Genomic DNA, 15,396 nt, shown 5'->3' with positions numbered 1-15,396 from the left:
AGGCGGGTAGGGACGGTGACCTCCGCATCATAGCAGAAGCCCCCGTTCCATTGCCCGCCTGTCTTCCGGACCGGCCAATCACGATATCGGCCAGAGTATCGGTCCGTTACCCGGCAGCGGCCGGGGAGGGGAGGGCGGTGCCGACCTCTTCCTCGGTCTCTTCGGTGCCGATGGCGTTTTCCCACTTGGCGACCACCGTGGTGGCGATGCCGTTGCCCAGCACGTTGGTGGCGGTGCGGCCCATGTCGAGGAAGTGGTCGATGCCCATGATCAGCAGCACGCCGGCCTCCGGCAGGTGGAACATCGGCAGCACCGCGGCCACCACCACCAGCGAGGAGCGCGGAACGCCGGCGATGCCCTTGCTCGACACCATCAGCACCAGCAGCATGACGATCTGCTGTTCCAGCGTCAGCGGGATGCCATAGGCCTGGGCGATGAACAGCGACGCGAAGGCCGTGTAGATCATCGAGCCGTCGAGGTTGAACGAATAGCCGAGCGGCAGCACGAAGCCGATCACCCGCTCGCGCACGCCGAGCGTCTTCAGCTCCTCCATCACGCGGGGATAGGCGGATTCGCTGGACGCGGTGGAGAAGCCCAGCAGCATCGGCTGGCGCATCGCCTTGACCACGCGGAACACGTCACCCTTCAGGACGAAGAAGCCGGCGAAGACCAGCACCGCCCACAGCACGGCCAGCGCCACGTAGAAGCTGCCCATGAATTTGCCATAGACCAGCAGCACGCCCAGCCCCTGGGTGGTCACCACGTTGGCGACGGCGGCGAAGACGCCGATGGGGGCGAAGCGCATGACATAGTCGGTGACCTTCAGCATCACCGGCACGACCTCTTCGATCGAGCGGGCGAGCAGGCCGGCCTTGGTGTCGCGCAGTTGGCCGATGGCGAGACCGACGAAGACCGAGAAGATCAGGATCTGCAGGATCTCGTTGTTCGCCATCGCCTCGAAGAAGTTGCGCGGGAAGACGTGGGTCAGGAAATCCTTCAGGTTCAGGGCAGAGGTCTTCAGGCCGGCGCTGGCCGCCACGTCGGGCAGCGGCACGCCGACATTGGCGCCCGGATGCAGCAGGTTGGCGAAGATCAGCCCGATGAACAGCGACACGAAGGATGCCATCAGGAACCAGCCCACCGCCTTGCCGCCGATGCGGCCGACGGTGCGGGCGTCGCCCATGCCGGCCATGCCGGCGACCAGGGTGGCGAAGATCAGGGGCGCGATGATCATCTTGATCAGCCGCAGGAAGATGTCCGTCACCATCGCGAAATAGCCCGCGATCTCCTTGGCGGTGGCCGCGTCGAACAGGCTGTTGCAGACATAGCCGGTGACGATGCCCAGCAGCATGGCGACGATGATCAGCGTCGTCTGTTTGTTCATGGTCCTGTTACCTCACCTTGTCCCGCCCGCCTCTACGCGCCGGCCGGGTTGCGGTCGATGGGAGCCGGCCCCGAGCGGGTCGGAGCCGGGTTGGCGGAACGGGTCAGCCGGCGGTCGCCAGCAGCCGCGGCTGGGTCAGCACCTCCGGCCGCAGAACCTCGGCCAGCGCGGCGGCGGTCATCAAGCCGCGCGCCTCCACAAGCTCGGCGACGCCCTTGCCGGTGCGGTGGGCCTCGGCGGCCACCTCGCTGGCGTTGGCGTAGCCGATGTAGGGGTTCAGCGCGGTGACGATGCCGATGGAGTTGCGCACGCCCGCTTCCAGATGGTCGCGGTTGGCGGTGATGCCGTCGACGCAGCGGTCGGCCAGCACCAGGCAGCCCTGGCGCAGGTGGGTGATGCTCTTGAACAGGCTGTGGGCGATGATCGGCTCGAAGGCGTTCAGCTGGAGCTGGCCGGCTTCGGCGGCGAAGGTGACGGTCATGTCGTTGCCGATCACCTCGAAAGCGATCTGGTTGACCACCTCCGGGATCACTGGGTTGACCTTGCCCGGCATGATCGACGAGCCGGCCTGCCGCGCCGGCAGGTTGATCTCGCCGAAGCCGGCGCGCGGGCCGCTGGACAGCAGGCGCAGGTCGTTGCAGGTCTTGGACAGCTTCACCGCCACCCGCTTCAGCACGCCCGACAGCTGGACGAAGCTGCCGCAATCCTGCGTCGCCTCCACCAGATTGGGGGCGGTGACCACGGGCACGCCGCTGATCTCGGCCAGACGGCGGCAGACCAGGGCCGCGTATTGGGGATGGGCATTGATGCCGGTGCCGATGGCGGTGGCGCCCAGGTTGATCTCGCGGATCAGCAGGGCAGCCTCCTTCAGCCGCTCCTCATCCTCGGCCAGCATGACGGCGTAGGTGGAAAACTCCTGGCCCATCGTCATCGGCACGGCGTCCTGCAGCTGGGTGCGGCCCATCTTCAGGATATCGCGGAATTCGTCGGCCTTGCGCTGGAAGGCGGCCCGCAGATGGCCCATCGCCTCCACCAGCCGGAAAATGCCGGTGTAGGTCGCCAGCTTCAGCGCCGTCGGATAGACGTCGTTGGTCGACTGGCTCATGTTGACATGCTCGTTGGGGTGCAGGTGGGCGTAATCGCCCCGGCGATGCCCCAGGATCTCCAGCGCCAGATTGGCGATCACCTCGTTGGCGTTCATGTTGGTCGAGGTGCCGGCGCCGCCCTGGATCACGTCGACGACGAACTGGTCGTGCAGCTTGCCGGCGCGGATTTCGCGGCAGGCGGCGGCTATGGCGTCGGCCCGCTCGGCATTCAGCAGCCCGAGTTCATGGTTGGCGCGGGCGGCTGCCATCTTGATCTCGGCGAGTGCCCGGACCAGATCTGGGTAGTGGGAGATCGGCGTGCCGGTGATCGGGAAATTCTCGACAGCGCGCAGGGTGTGGACGCCGTAATAGGCATCGGCCGGGACTTCGCGGTCGCCCAGCAGGTCGTGTTCGGTGCGCGTTGTGGCAGGCATTGGACGTTTCGCTCCCTTGATTGAGACCGTCCCGTCTGCGCGGGACGCACCCAATCAGGAGCAACCGTCATGCCAGCGCGGGCTGACAGGACGTCGCGGCCTAAGCCATTGATCTTTTTGGATAGGATTGCTGGTCAGAGCCGCTGATGTTCGGATTTCCGAATGAGCCCCGCGCTCGGGCGTTCGGAAATCCGAACGGGCCGGACTATTCGCCGAGGCGGTTGGACCAGTCCTCCACCCTGCCGCTCTCCACCCGGCGCCGGGCGAGCGTGCGCCAGCCGGTGGCAAGCGGCTCTAGTTCCGCAATGCCGGCGAGCGTGGGGAGGTCGCCGGTGTCGTGGTAGAAGGCACGCAGGATGCGGGCGAGCGGCCAGTCGGGCAGCGGACGCTCGACCAGAGCGATCCCGCCGCCGGCGGCGACGATGCCCGGTTCCAGCACGCGGTAATACCAGCCGGTCCGGCCGGTTGATTGCACCCGCCGCGCCATGTCCGTCACGCCGAAGCGGTGGTTCAGCTTCCAGCAGGGCTGGCGCCCCTGGCTGACCTGCACCGTCGCCGTGCCGATGCGGAAGATGTCGCCGACGCAGACCATCTCCTCCGTCAGGCCGAGCGTCGAGAAATTCTCGCCGAAGGCACCGACGGATTCCAGCAGCGGGCAGGGGGCGGGCAGGTCGCCGCGCCAGGCCGCGTAATGGTCGAAGGGATAATGGTGGATCGCCTTGTCCGGCCCGCCATGGTTGCGGCGGTCGGCCTGTTCGTCGCCCTCCAGGCCTGCCGGACCGATGGCAATGGCGGCATCGACCGGATGCTTGCCGATGGCGCTGAGCGTGTCCGGCCGGCCGAACGGGACCGCCTTGCCGGTCAGGACTGCGTTCAGCATGGTGGACTTGGTCATCGGCCGTTCTCCGCTTTGGTGACTGCCGAATGGCTTCGGCTTCAGGCGTGCGTTTCCTTATCGCCGCCCGCCCGGCGCCAGCCAAGGCGCAGCCTTGGCAGGTCAGCATTGCGGCGCGCACGCGCAAGACGACGGACAGGCTGTTCGACGGGAAGCCGGCGGTTGTCCGGAAGCTATCGGATGAGGCAGTCTCCAGACACAGTCAGCAGCCTGTAGGAGCTTACCGCCGCCATGCCCGCCTTTGCCGCGAATCTGACGATGATGTTCACGGAGTGGCCGTTCCTGGACCGCTTCGCTGTCGCCGCCGATGTCGGGTTCCGGGCGGTCGAATATCTCTTTCCCTACGAACATGCACCGGACGCGGTGGGGAAGCGGCTGGAGCGCAACGGCCTGACCCAGGCGCTGTTCAACATGCCGCCCGGCGACTGGGCCGCCGGGGAACGCGGGCTTGCCGCCCTGCCGGACCGCTTCGACGAGTTCCGCGCCGCGGTCGCCAAGGCGCTCGATTATGCCGGCGCGACCGGCTGCCGGCGTCTCCACATGATGGCCGGGCTGGCCGATTCCGCCGATCCGGTGGCGCTCGACGCCTACCGGCGGGCCGTCCGCCATGCCGGAGAGGCGCTGGCTGACCGTGAGATCGAGCTGTTGCTGGAGCCGATCAACGGGCGCGACATGCCCGGTTATTTCCTGAACGATTTCGACCTTGCCGAACGGCTGATCGCCGAGGCTGGGCTGTCCAACGTCCGGCTCCAGTTCGACCTCTACCACCGGCAGATCCTGCATGGCGACGTGACCGTGGCGCTGCGCCGGCTGATGCCGCTGGTCGGGCATGTTCAGATCGCCTCCATCCCGTCGCGCAACGAACCGGACGGCGAGGAGCTGAACTGGCCCTTCCTGTTTGCCGAGCTGGACCGGCTCGGCTATTGCGGTTTCGTCGGCTGCGAATACCGGCCGCGCGCCGCCACGCTGGACGGGCTCGGCTGGTTCGCCCCGTATCGCGCAGCGGCCCAGTGACGATCCCGCGGGGCTAGCCCAGCTTGTGCACGAAGTGGTGGCAGGCGATCTGGTAGCGCTTGCCCATATAGACGCGGTGGGCGCTGCTGCGCTCCGGACCGACAGCGGAGTCGAGATGCAGCGCCTTGCAGTCCAGCCGTTCCGCCTCCGCCTTCACCCAGTCGAGGATGAGGGCGGCATAGCCGCGGCCGCGATAGTCCGGCAGCGTCGCCATGTCGACGATGTAGAGGGACTTCCCCAGCCACAGCGAATGTTGCAGGCGGAAGCCCACGATGCAGGCCGCCGGGCCGTCCTGCTCGGGGAAAATGCCGGCGAGGCGGTAGCCGTTCGGTCGCAACTCCGTGTCGATGATGCGGGTCATCTCCGCCGCCTCATATTTCGGCCACAGCACCTGCAGGGCCGGCACGGCCGCTTCAGTCTGTCCTTCGGAAATCTCAACAATCTCTGACTGCACGTCGTGTCCTCTCGGTGTCGGTTTTCTCATACCGGCTGCGGTCACAGAATGGTGCGTACGTGAAGCAGGTTGCAAGCCTGGGCTTGAGCTTGGGCTTCGATCTGCCGGGTGATCGTGGCTTCCGGATGCAATCTTTGAATGCATCCGGCTGGGCCGCCGCTGGAACGAGGCCGCTGGCGGGTCATGCGTGACGGGACCGCCCACTCAGACGGCGGTGAGCACGATCTTGCCCTGCACATGGCCCTTTGCGGCACGCTCATGGGCCAGGCGGGCGTCTGCGAGAGGGAAGACGCTGTCGATGACGACGCGGATGGTGCCGTCGTCAAGGAGTCCGGCGATTTCCGTCAGTTGCGCGCCGTTGGAGCGGACCTGCGTCGCCGAAACCGTGACGCCCCGCTCGGCCGCCTCGGTCGCGGCGTCGAGGCCCAGCGGGAAAATCGGAAACAGGGCGCCGCCGCGCTTCAGCGTCTTCAGGAACCGGGCGGAGGATGGACCGCCGACCGCATCGACGATAAGGTCGACTCCGCGCACCACCTCCTCGGCCTTGACCTTGGTGTAATCGATGACATCGTCGGCGCCGAGGTCGCGCAGAAGCACCTCATGCCGGGTGGAGGCGACGGCGATGACCTGTGCGCCCCGCCATTTCGCAAGCTGAAGCGCAAGGTGTCCGACACCGCCGGCGGCCCCGTTCACCAGCACGGTCCTGCCGTCGAGCGGCACCGGCAGGTGCTGGTGCGGCTGGAGCGGGTTCGCTTCGTCGTGGCCCAGATCGATCAGGAACTGCCATGCGGTCAGCAGAGACATCGGGGCCGCGGCAGCCTGCACATGGTCGATCCCGGCCGGCTTGCGGCCGACATCCGTTGCCGGTGCGGTGGCATACTCCGCATAGGCCCGGCTGTCCCCGGCGAGGCCGGCAGGAAAACGGATCATCGCGTAGACCTCGTCGCCGGGCGCCAGCGTGCGCACATCGTCGGCGACGGCCTCGACGACGCCGGAAACGTCCGTTCCGACGATGACGGGGAAGGAGACCTTCGGCTGCCATTCGGGAGGAAGCATCCGATAGCCGTCGCGCAGGTACCAGTCGGGAGGATTGATGCCGACCGCATGGACGCGGATCAGGACCTCGCCCGGCTTCGGCACGGGCTTCGGCGCATCTTCGTAAACCAGCACCTCCGGACCGCCGAAGGCATGCAACCGGACTGCTTTCATCGTCTCGTTCATCATGGTCCCCTTTCCAGGCTTCAGAACCGGAAGACCATATGGCCGGCAGCTTTCGGATTGATAATCGGTCTCGGTATCGCTTCACTCATGCCATGAAGGAACAAATCATTCTGGAAAGCCTGACCGGCCTGATTGCTTTCGCCCGTGCCGGGACGTTGGGCAGCTTCACCGCCGCCGCCCGTTCGCTGTCGGTCTCGCCCTCGGCCGTCAGCAAGAGCGTGCAGCGGCTGGAGCAGCGGCTCGGGGTGTCGCTGTTCACCCGGACAACGCGTTCGCTGACGCTGACGGCGGAGGGCAGGGATCTGCACGAGCATGCGCTGAGGCTGCTGCGCGACGCGGAGGAGATCGAGCAGGCGGCGAAGGCGGCCCGCTCGGAACCGTCGGGCACGCTGCGGGTCGCGGCGTCGCTGCCGATCGGCGTCCATGTCATCGCGCCGGCGCTGCCGGGCTTCCGGCGGCTCCATCCCAAGGTGTCGGTCGATCTGCGCCTGAACGACCGGATGGTCGATCTCATCGAGGAGGGGATCGACGTTGCGGTGCGGATCGGCGAGCTTGCGGATTCACGGCTGCTGTCGCGTCGGCTGGCGTCGCATCGGCTCTGCTGCTTCGCCTCGCCCGCCTATCTGGCGGCTCGCGGCACGCCGGTGCACCCGGACGGGCTGGATGGTCACGACACCGTCAGCCTGCGTTTCCAGAGCACGGGACAGACGCTGCGTTGGCCCTTCCGGATCGGCGAGCGTCTGGTCGAGGTCGTACCGCCGTCCGGCATCGTCGTCGATGTCAGCGACGCGCTGGTCGCCGCACTGGCGGCCGGCGGCGGCATCGGCATCGCCGCCACCTTCATCGCCGCCCCCTATGTGGCGCGTGGCGGGCTGATCCCGGTGTTGTCCGACTTCGCCGTCGAGCGGCACACCATCACCGCGCTGTGGCCGGAAAGCCGCCGTACCAACCCGGCGGTGCGCGCCTTCCTGGACCACTTGCAGAAGGAGTTTCAGGACCGGATGGCGGCCGCCCGCTTCCCCGGATGATGGCGGCGGCGGGCGTTGACCAGGATGTCGGCGCCCAGCGCAACCGTCAGGGCGACGGCGCCGCACAGGAAGACGGCGGCATAGCTCTGCCCGCTGTGGGTGAAGAGATAGGAGTATCCGTAGCCGCCCAGCGCCTGGAACAGGGCGAAGGCGGTGGTGGCCCGGCTCCAGGCCGCGCGCTGTTCGGTCTGGCTGTGCGGCAGCAGTTCGTGGATGCGGCCCAGCACCAGGGGAACCACGCCCGGCGTCAGGGCGCCGATGATCACCGTAGCAGCGCCGACCACCAACGGATTACCGCTGACCGCCAGGGTGGCGACGGCCACGGCCTGAAGCAGCAGGGCGATGCGGTAGGCCGCGGCATAGCCGACCCGGTCTGCCAGCGATCCGACGGCGACGGGCCCGGCCACTGACGCCACGCCATACAGGACCCAATAGAAAGCACCGGTGTCCGCGCCATGGCCCAGCCCGCGGGCGACGTAATCGACCAGCAGCAGCATCACCGGCACCAGCCCAAGGGCGTTCAGCGCATATTCGCCGTAGAGGGTGCGCAGGACACCCCCTTCATGCTTTGGGGCGTGTTCCACCGCCGGGGCGGCGATTCCTTGCGGCGGTGCCGAGGCCGGCCAGCCGAACCAGGACAGGGCGGTCAGCAGCAGCGACAGCCCGCCAAGCCCGAGCCACGTCTCTTGCAGGCCGAGCCGCATCAGCGCCGGCACGGCGGTGCCCGACGCGGCGATGCCAAGCCCGATGCCGAGAAAGATCATTCCACTGACGAAGCCGCGCCGCGAGGCGGGGATGTGAGGCAAAATGCTGGTCGCGACCAGCACCATGATGGCGCCGCCGGCAAGGCCGGAGACGAACCGCCATCCGAAGAACCAGGCCAGCGAGAGCGGATAGGCACAGGCGATGAAGGCGAGGGATGTCGCCAGCATCAGCAGCCGCAGCAGCGCCCGGTTCGGCAGCAGCCCGGCCAACGGCCGGCCGAGCAGGGCGCCCGCCAGATAGCCGGCGAAATTCGCCGCCCCCAGCGTCACGGCGTCACCGGCGGAAAACCAGTGCGCCTCGATCAGCGACGGGACCAGCGGCGAATAGGCGAAGCGTGCCAGGCCGATGGCGACGAGACTGCCCGCCATGCCGGCGAACGTCGCCATCCAGGCGGAACTGTCGAGGTGATCCTTCGCACCAACGGAGGTCGTGCTCATGGGCGTGCGTCCCTGTTGACGGCGCCGCGGCTGCGGCCCGCCCGGTTGATCGGGAGATCTCGGGAATGGAGTTCGGCGGGGCCGATCAGATGTCCGGCATCGGTGGCAGGCCGAGGCTGGCGAGGGCGGCACGGGCCGCCCCCTCCAGCAGGCTGCGTTCGGGGCGGACGCGGGCCAGCACCCGGATGCCCAGCAGGCAGGAGAAGAGCAGGCGGGCCGCATCGTCGGCACCGATGCCGGCGGGGATCTCGCCGCCTTGCCGTCCCTTGACGATGCAACGGCGGAAGAAGTTCTCGATGGTCGCCAGTTCGGCGTTCAGGTAATCGCGCATCTCCGGATCGGCCGGCGTGACCTCCAGCGCGGAGTTGACCAGCAGGCAGCCGCGCCGGCAGCCGTCGCCGAGCGAGCGCTCGATGCTTTCCCGCAGGAAGCCGGCGATGGCCGCTGCCGGGGAGGGTGCCGCCTCGTGCCGGGCGATGCGGGCGCGCAGGGAGCCGTCCAGGTAATGCTCCAGCGAGCGGCGGAACAGCGCCCGTTTGTCGCCGAAGGCGTTGTGGACGCTGGCGAGCGTCATCTGCATGCTCTCCGCCAGTTCCCTGGTGGAGGTCGCCTCGAAGCCCTGGGTCCAGAAGCGGTCCACCGCCGCGTCCAGAACCGCCGTCTCGTCGAACTTCCGCGGCCGAGCCATCGCTTCCGCCTCCCGAATTCATTTTAGATCGTCTGATCTAAAATCAGGGTGGGATGGTCCGGGGTCAAGGGGTTTCGGTGCCGCACAAACGCTGCCCTGCCTTGCGCCAGCGCAGTGGCGTCTGCCCGACCCTGGACCCGAACAGGCGCGTCAGGTGGGCCTGATCGGCAAAGCCGCAGGCGAAGGCGATCTGGCAGAGCGGCTCGTCGGTTTCCAGCATCAGGCGCTGGGCCAGATGCACGCGGCGCCCGATGACGTAGGAATGGGGCGTTTCGCCGGTGCTGGCCTTGAAGGCGGCGGTGAAATGCCCGCTGCTGAGCCCGACCAGGGCGGCCAGCGTCTCCACCCTGATCGGTCGGGCGATGTTGGCCTCGATATGCCCGGTTACCCTGCGGAGCTGCCAGGAGCTCAGGCCACCCTTGGACGGCGGCGGTGCGGCGACGGCCTCCGGCTCTTCCCGCCGGCCGGCGAACAGGGAGGCGAGCCGGTCGAGGCAGCGCCGCGCACCGTCGGGGTCATGGTCCAGCACCGCAAGGGCGTGGGTCACCAGCGTGGCGACCATCCTGTCGTCGGCGGTTGCGGGCTGAAGCATCTGAAGGCTCCCTGCGTGGCATGGCATGCAGGAAGTTTCGCTTGCCTGGGTCGCATGGTGGAATCGCACGCTGGGGTCGCCCGCATCGCCCCATGGCTTTACGGTTGCTATCCCTTGGTATGATGCTCACTCCAGCATCGCGCCCAGCCGGCGTCCGTAGGCGGCGATGGCGGCCCCGGCCGGGTGGCGTTCCTCGTTGTAGGCCTGGAGGGCGGTCTCGACATCCCGATGGTTCGACAGCTGCCGGACGAGCGCCATCGCATCTCCTGCCGCCTTGGCGACGCCCATCGCCGTGTGCGGACGGACCACGAAGGCGGCATCGCCCAGCAGAGCGACCCGGCCGCGCGTCATCGCCGGCACCTCGTAATCGAAGATGGCCTGGAGGAACGGGCGGGGCTCCGCCGCGATGGCCGCGGCGAAGGGCGGCGGCAGCCGGTCCGCCGCGTCCTGCCGTAGCCGTGCCGCCACCGTCTCCGGCACCTGCCCCGGCGCCAGCGAGTGGGGGTGGTGGCGTCCCTTGGCGTCGGTCAGCAGCGCCGGCAGTTCGGCCGCCGCCACCCGCCTGTACCAGACCCAGTTGTAGCGCCGCTGCCCGACCGCCGTTTCCGCCGCAGGCCCGGTGACCAGATAGCCGAGCGTGTGCGACTGCGGCATGTCGAAGAAGGCGAAGCGGTCCAGCAGGATGGCGGATTCCGCCGGCAGCTCGCGTTCCGGAACCAGCCCGCGCCAGGCGACATAGCCGGCATACTCGTTGGCGGCGTGCCTGCCCACCACCGCGCAGCGGACGATGGACCCCAGCCCGTCGGCACCGATCACCAGATCGGCCTCCTCCCGGCTGCCATCGTCGAATTGCAGGGTCGCCGTGGTGCCATCCTGCTCCACCGCCAGGACGGCCCGGCCCAGGACATAGCTGTCGTCGGGCACCTTGCTGCGCATCGTGGCGTACAGATGGTCCCAGGAGATCTGCATCTGCGGCGTCGCCTGCCGTTGCCGGATTTCTCCGGCGCGGTCGAGGAAGATGCGCTCATGGGCGACGACGCCGACCTGCGCCACATGCTCGCAGCCCACCGCCCGCAGCAGGGCGAACAGGTCGCGCTGACCGACCAGCCCGGCGCCGCGGCCGGCCAGCCCGCCGCCGGAGCGCTCGTACAGGCGGACATCGTGCCCCTCCTGCCGCAGCAGGGCGGCGGCGAACAGGCCGCCGACCGACCCGCCGACGATCCTCACACGCAGGGTCTTCATGGCTTTTCCTTCAAAAAGAGGGAACTCGAACAGGGCCAAATCAGACGGGACCAAGCGCGGCCTTGAGCCGGTCCGGGCTGAGCGGCATGTCGCGCAGGCGGACGCCGGTGGCGTCGGCGATGGCGTTCGCCAGTGCCGCGGCGGACGGTCCCTGCGCAGCCTCTGCGGTGCCGAGGAAGGGGGCGCCGGGGCGGTCCATCACCACCACCTCGACGGACCCCGGCACATCGTCGAAGCGCAGGATCGGATAGCTGCTCCAGTCGAAGCTGGCGCGGCGGTCGGCGGCGAAACGCACCGCTTCATGTCCGGTCCAACTCAGCGACTGCACCAGCGCGCCTTCGATCTGGTTGCGCACACCGTCGGGGTTGGCCGGCTGGCCGCAATCCACCGCGGCGACCGCCCGGCGGACCATCGTCCGGCCCGTCTCGCGGTCGATCTCAACCTCCATTGCCACCGCGCAGTAGGCGCCGAGATTCTTGTAGCGGGCGAACGCCATGCCGCAGCCGCGCCGGCCGTCACCTTTCGGCCGTTTCGACCAGCCGAAGCGGTCGGCCGCCGCCTGCATGACGTCGCGCGCCCGCTCGTCCCGCATATGGTCGAGCCGGATCGCCAGCGGGTCGATGCCCGCCGCGGCAGCCAGTTCGTCCAGCATGCTTTCGATGGAAAACACGTTCAGATGAGCGCCCAGCGACCGCAGGGCGGAGACGCGCGCCGGCATGTCCTTCAGGAAATGATAGACGACATGGGTGTTGGCGAAGCTGTAGAGCGGATTGGAATTGCGGCTGCCGTCGCCCTCCGGCATCGGGATCGGCTTGCCTTCGGGGGCGGGGAAGGGCGGATCGGCCTCGTTGCCGGCAAGAACGCCGCCGGCCCCGACCGGGCGGTTGTTGTGCGGGTTGCTCCAGACCGCATGGCGCCAGGAGACGATGCGGTTGTCGGCGCCCAGTTCCGCCTCCAGTTCCGTCATCATGCCGGGGCCGAGCGGCTCCCAGCCGAACTCCTGCTCGCGCATCCATTGCAGGCGGATCGGCCGGCCGGGCAGGGCCCTGGCGATCACCGCCGCATCGGCCGCCACGTCGTCGGCGCCGTTCTGGCCATAGCAGCCGGCGCCTTCGGCATGGATGGCATGGACCTTCTCCGGCGGCAGGCCGACCAATTCGGCGACGACGCGGCGGACGTCGAAGGTGCCCTGGCTGTGGGTCCACACCGTCATCGTGCCGTCCACGTATTGCGCGATGGCGCAGGAGGGGCCGATGGAGCCATGGCTGATCCAGGGCCGGGTGTAGCGCGCCTTGACGCTGTGGACCGCCGGTCCCGCCGGATCGCTGGTGTCCATGATCGGGATGTCGCGGGTCGGCAGCGCCTTCAGCGTCGCCGCCACGGCGTCTCCGCTGCCGTCGGCCGGCAGGGGCGGCAGCGTGGTGCGGGCGTAGGACGCCCGTTGCAGGTGGCGCAGGACCTGTATCGCCGTCCATTGCCGCTCCGCCACCACGGCCAGAAAACCACCCTGCCGGACGATCTTCACCACGCCCGGCATGCGGGCGACGGTGTCCAGATCGGGCGATTGCAAACCGGTGCCGGCGCTGGGGCCGCGGACGACGCGGGCGTGCAGCATGCCGGGCAGGCGCATGTCGTGCAGATAGGCGGCACCGCCGGTCAGCTTTGCCGGGATGTCCACCCGCGGCAGCGCGCGGCCCAGCGTGCGGTAGTCCGCCGGCCTGCGCAAAGGCGCGTCCGGCACCGCCTGCACATGCAGCGACAGCCGCTCCGCCACCTCGCCATAGGACAGGGTCCGGCCATCCGGTGCGCGCAGCCTGCCGTCGCCCCCGGTGGTCACTTGTTCAGCCGGAATGCCCCAGCTGCGCGCCGCATCTGCAGCCAGCAGCATTCGAACGTTGGCGGCGGCGTTCTGGATCGCGGTGCCGCTGTCCTGCATGGAATGGCTGCCGGCGGTCAGCCCCTCGTCCGGTGTGCGTTCGGTGTCGGCAGTGACCAGGGTGACGGCGGCGGACGGGATGTCCAGCTCCTCCGCTGCGACCTGGAGCAGCGCGGTGCGGATGCCTTGGCCCAGCTCCACCTTGCCGGTGAAGACGGTGGCCCGGCCATCGGCGTCGATGCGGATCCAGGCGTCGAGCCAGGGCGACGATTTCAGGCTTCCCTTCAGGTCGGGCGCCACCACGGCCGGGCCAGCACCGCCCTCGCCGCCGCCGGCAAGCTGGGCGAAGGCCCTGGGCGCCAGGGCGAAGGAGACCACCAGGGCGCCGCCGGTCAGGAAGCCGCGGCGGGACAGGGGTGACATGGCGGGGGTCATGGCCGCACCTCCTGAGCCGCCTGGATGCCCTTGTGCATGGCGACGGCACGGCGGATGGCGCGCAGGATGCGCATGTGGGTGCCGCAACGGCAGAGATTGGTCTGCATGTGGGCGCGGATCTGCGCCTCGTCCGGGTCGGGGTTGCGGTCGAGCAGGGCCTGGGCCCGCATCAGCATTCCGGCGATGCAGTAGCCGCACTGGGCGGCCTGTTCTGTCTCGAAGGCCTGTTGCAGCAGGCCGGGAGCCTGCGTGCTGCCCAGCCCTTCCACCGTGCGGATGCGGCGTCCGGCGACCGCACCGACCGGCGTCAGGCAGGAGAAGGCCGGCTTGCCGTCGATGTGAACGGTGCAGGCGCCGCACTGGCCGAGCCCGCAGCCGTACTTTGCCCCGTTCAGCTCCAGATCGTCGCGCAGCACATAGAGCAGTGGCGTGGCCGGGTCGACGTCAAGCGCATGGTCGGCGCCGTTGACGGTGATGGTGACGGTCATGGCTGGGACTCCTCCTTGCGGACGGTGGCGGCAGCGGTTTCCAGCGCGGTCCAGGCCGGCCGCTCGCTGAAGCGGGACCGCAGATAGGCGGCGAGGTCGGCGACCTGCGCGTCGGTCAGGCTGGCGGCGAAGGGCGGCATCGCCGGTCCGGCCGGTCCGGTGGGGGCATGGATGCCTTGCAGGATGGCGCGGATCGCGTTGTCGGGCCGGTCGAGTTGCAGGGCGGTGACGGTGGACAGGCCGGGACGCCCCTGCGTCATCATCGGTGCGCCACCCTCGTGGCAGCCGGCGCAGGCCCCGGCGAAGAGTGAGGCGCCTGCCGGATTGGTCCTTGCGGCCTCCGCCACTCGGTCGGCCGCGCCCGGTGCTTTCGGCACCCGATCCGCCGACAACGAGGCGATGTATGTGGCGATGGCGTGGACATCGGCTTCCGGCGCGCGGGACAGCCCATGCACCACCGGTCCCATCGGCCCGGCGGCGGCGCCATGACGGCCATCGACACCGGTGCGCAGGTAGGTGAACAGGCTGTCCGACGTCCAGGGCACCGCCGCCGGGCCGGACCCGTTCAATGCCGGCGCCACCCAGCCTTCCGCCACACCGCCGGAATAGGCGTCGGAGCCCGTCTTCTCGGCCCCAGCGATGTTGCGCGGGCTGTGGCAGCCGCTGCAATGGCCGAGCCCTTCGGCCAGATAGGCGCCGCGGTTCCACTCCGCATCGCGGTCCGGCCGTGGCGTGAACTCCTCCTGATGCAGGAACAGCAACTTCCAGCCGGCCAGCAGCGGACGGAAGCCCAGCGGGAAGATCAGCTCGTTCGCCTTGGCCGGCGCGGACGCTGCCGGCCGGGTCATCAGGAAGGCGTAGATCGCGTCCAGATCCCCGTCATGCACCTGACGGTAGTGGTCGTAGGGCAGCGCCGGGTAGAGATGGCGGCCATCCCGCGATACCCCGTCGCGCATGGCGCGCTTGAACGCCTCCTTCGACCAGTTGCCGATCCCGGTTTCCGGATCGGGCGTGATGTTGGTCGAATAGAGCGTGCCGAACGGCGTCGCCAATGCCCGGCCGCCGGCATAGGCCACGCCCCCGTCGGCGGTGTGGCAGACGATGCAGTCGCCGATGGCGGCCAGCGCCGCACCGCGCGACAGCATCTCCGCGGGAAAGTCGGCGGCTTTGGGGGGAGTTATGGCCGGCAGGCTGCTGCGGTGGGCGATGCCAAGGAATGCGCCGACGCCGACGAAGCAGACCAGGGCGCCTCCGGTCAGCCACCCCGTCCATCGGATTCGTTTCATGCTGCACCTCCTGTGGTCCGCCGCGGGAACCGAGGGCGGGCGGACAGTCCAGGGAGGGTGCCGGAAATCCCG

Annotated in this window: 14 protein-coding genes; 2 read left to right on the top strand and 12 right to left on the bottom strand. The window is 68.9% G+C overall.

Annotated elements, in window-relative coordinates:
* Window positions 1-106 precede the first annotated feature (106 nt).
* The 3 genes from TSH64_RS20865 to TSH64_RS20855 form a co-directional block, all read right to left on the bottom strand.
* The gene (locus TSH64_RS20865; RefSeq protein ID WP_109447904.1) at window positions 107-1,384 is read right to left on the bottom strand and encodes a dicarboxylate/amino acid:cation symporter; all 1,278 of its coding nucleotides are present in this window, start codon (window positions 1,382-1,384) and stop codon (window positions 107-109) included.
* Between the two features lie 103 nt (window positions 1,385-1,487).
* Window positions 1,488-2,903, bottom strand: a complete 1,416-nt coding sequence (gene aspA, locus TSH64_RS20860) for an aspartate ammonia-lyase (RefSeq protein WP_109447902.1) — start codon at window positions 2,901-2,903, stop codon at window positions 1,488-1,490.
* A 205-nt stretch (window positions 2,904-3,108) separates the two neighbouring features.
* Window positions 3,109-3,798 carry an MOSC domain-containing protein gene (locus tag TSH64_RS20855; RefSeq protein ID WP_109447899.1) on the bottom strand — a complete coding sequence of 230 codons (690 nt, stop codon included), beginning with the start codon at window positions 3,796-3,798 and terminating at the stop codon, window positions 3,109-3,111.
* Window positions 3,799-4,029: 231 nt separating this feature from the next.
* Between TSH64_RS20855 and otnI the strand changes: the two genes are divergently transcribed.
* On the top strand, window positions 4,030-4,812 hold the full coding sequence (gene otnI / locus TSH64_RS20850; protein WP_109447897.1) for a 2-oxo-tetronate isomerase: 783 nt from the start codon (window positions 4,030-4,032) through the stop codon (window positions 4,810-4,812).
* Between the two features lie 13 nt (window positions 4,813-4,825).
* Here otnI and TSH64_RS20845 read toward each other — a convergent pair whose 3' ends face one another.
* Complete coding sequence (locus tag TSH64_RS20845) at window positions 4,826-5,218, bottom strand: GNAT family N-acetyltransferase (protein ID WP_247873066.1); 393 nt, start codon at window positions 5,216-5,218, stop codon at window positions 4,826-4,828.
* 252 nt (window positions 5,219-5,470) lie between these two features.
* Window positions 5,471-6,490, bottom strand: a complete 1,020-nt coding sequence (locus TSH64_RS20840; protein ID WP_109447893.1) for an NADP-dependent oxidoreductase — start codon at window positions 6,488-6,490, stop codon at window positions 5,471-5,473.
* 89 nt (window positions 6,491-6,579) lie between these two features.
* Between TSH64_RS20840 and TSH64_RS20835 the strand changes: the two genes are divergently transcribed.
* Window positions 6,580-7,515, top strand: coding sequence for a LysR family transcriptional regulator (locus TSH64_RS20835; RefSeq protein WP_109447891.1), 936 nt, complete (start codon window positions 6,580-6,582; stop codon window positions 7,513-7,515).
* On the opposite strand, the gene TSH64_RS20830 is transcribed toward TSH64_RS20835, so the two are convergent.
* The 7 genes from TSH64_RS20830 to TSH64_RS20800 all read right to left on the bottom strand — a co-directional run bounded on the left by TSH64_RS20830 (window position 7,479) and on the right by TSH64_RS20800 (window position 15,324).
* Window positions 7,479-8,717: a YbfB/YjiJ family MFS transporter gene (locus tag TSH64_RS20830; protein WP_109447889.1), complete on the bottom strand. Its 1,239-nt coding sequence runs from the start codon at window positions 8,715-8,717 to the stop codon at window positions 7,479-7,481. The two genes, TSH64_RS20835 and TSH64_RS20830, sit on opposite strands and share 37 nt — an antisense overlap.
* Before the next feature lie 85 nt (window positions 8,718-8,802).
* Window positions 8,803-9,405, bottom strand: coding sequence for a TetR/AcrR family transcriptional regulator (locus tag TSH64_RS20825; protein WP_109447887.1), 603 nt, complete (start codon window positions 9,403-9,405; stop codon window positions 8,803-8,805).
* A 64-nt stretch (window positions 9,406-9,469) separates the two neighbouring features.
* Window positions 9,470-9,997 (bottom strand): AraC family transcriptional regulator, encoded by a 528-nt coding sequence (locus TSH64_RS20820; protein WP_158285401.1) that lies wholly within the window; start codon window positions 9,995-9,997, stop codon window positions 9,470-9,472.
* Window positions 9,998-10,123: 126 nt separating this feature from the next.
* Complete coding sequence (locus tag TSH64_RS20815; RefSeq protein WP_109447883.1) at window positions 10,124-11,239, bottom strand: FAD-dependent monooxygenase; 1,116 nt, start codon at window positions 11,237-11,239, stop codon at window positions 10,124-10,126.
* 40 nt (window positions 11,240-11,279) lie between these two features.
* Window positions 11,280-13,550, bottom strand: a complete 2,271-nt coding sequence (locus tag TSH64_RS20810) for a molybdopterin cofactor-binding domain-containing protein (protein WP_199237619.1) — start codon at window positions 13,548-13,550, stop codon at window positions 11,280-11,282.
* Window positions 13,547-14,038, bottom strand: a complete 492-nt coding sequence (locus TSH64_RS20805; RefSeq protein ID WP_109447881.1) for a (2Fe-2S)-binding protein — start codon at window positions 14,036-14,038, stop codon at window positions 13,547-13,549. Before TSH64_RS20805 ends, TSH64_RS20810 begins: the two co-directional genes overlap by 4 nt.
* A complete protein-coding gene (locus TSH64_RS20800) occupies window positions 14,035-15,324 on the bottom strand; it encodes a cytochrome c (RefSeq protein ID WP_109447879.1) in 1,290 nt (429 codons plus the stop codon). The genes TSH64_RS20805 and TSH64_RS20800 overlap by 4 nt, the downstream gene beginning before the upstream one ends.
* Window positions 15,325-15,396 lie beyond the last annotated feature (72 nt).

Origin of the sequence: Azospirillum sp. TSH64 (genome assembly GCF_003116035.1) — a bacterium.
Classification (GTDB): Bacteria; Pseudomonadota; Alphaproteobacteria; order Azospirillales; family Azospirillaceae; genus Azospirillum.
This window is presented reverse-complemented; position numbering and strand designations above follow the sequence as displayed.

What these genes read in the sequence shown, in the direction of transcription:
- otnI (WP_109447897.1), top strand. Translation starts at nt 4,030, where the DNA reads ATGCCCGCCTTTGCCGCGAATCTGACGATGATGTTCACGGAGTGGCCG.
- TSH64_RS20835 (WP_109447891.1), top strand. Translation starts at nt 6,580, where the DNA reads ATGAAGGAACAAATCATTCTGGAAAGCCTGACCGGCCTGATTGCTTTC.
- TSH64_RS20800 (WP_109447879.1), bottom strand. Translation starts at nt 15,324, where the DNA reads ATGAAACGAATCCGATGGACGGGGTGGCTGACCGGAGGCGCCCTGGTC.
- TSH64_RS20865 (WP_109447904.1), bottom strand. Translation starts at nt 1,384, where the DNA reads ATGAACAAACAGACGACGCTGATCATCGTCGCCATGCTGCTGGGCATC.
- TSH64_RS20825 (WP_109447887.1), bottom strand. Translation starts at nt 9,405, where the DNA reads ATGGCTCGGCCGCGGAAGTTCGACGAGACGGCGGTTCTGGACGCGGCG.
- TSH64_RS20820 (WP_158285401.1), bottom strand. Translation starts at nt 9,997, where the DNA reads ATGCTTCAGCCCGCAACCGCCGACGACAGGATGGTCGCCACGCTGGTG.
- TSH64_RS20815 (WP_109447883.1), bottom strand. Translation starts at nt 11,239, where the DNA reads ATGAAGACCCTGCGTGTGAGGATCGTCGGCGGGTCGGTCGGCGGCCTG.
- TSH64_RS20855 (WP_109447899.1), bottom strand. Translation starts at nt 3,798, where the DNA reads ATGACCAAGTCCACCATGCTGAACGCAGTCCTGACCGGCAAGGCGGTC.
- TSH64_RS20830 (WP_109447889.1), bottom strand. Translation starts at nt 8,717, where the DNA reads ATGAGCACGACCTCCGTTGGTGCGAAGGATCACCTCGACAGTTCCGCC.
- aspA (WP_109447902.1), bottom strand. Translation starts at nt 2,903, where the DNA reads ATGCCTGCCACAACGCGCACCGAACACGACCTGCTGGGCGACCGCGAA.
- TSH64_RS20810 (WP_199237619.1), bottom strand. Translation starts at nt 13,550, where the DNA reads ATGACCCCCGCCATGTCACCCCTGTCCCGCCGCGGCTTCCTGACCGGC.
- TSH64_RS20805 (WP_109447881.1), bottom strand. Translation starts at nt 14,038, where the DNA reads ATGACCGTCACCATCACCGTCAACGGCGCCGACCATGCGCTTGACGTC.
- TSH64_RS20840 (WP_109447893.1), bottom strand. Translation starts at nt 6,490, where the DNA reads ATGATGAACGAGACGATGAAAGCAGTCCGGTTGCATGCCTTCGGCGGT.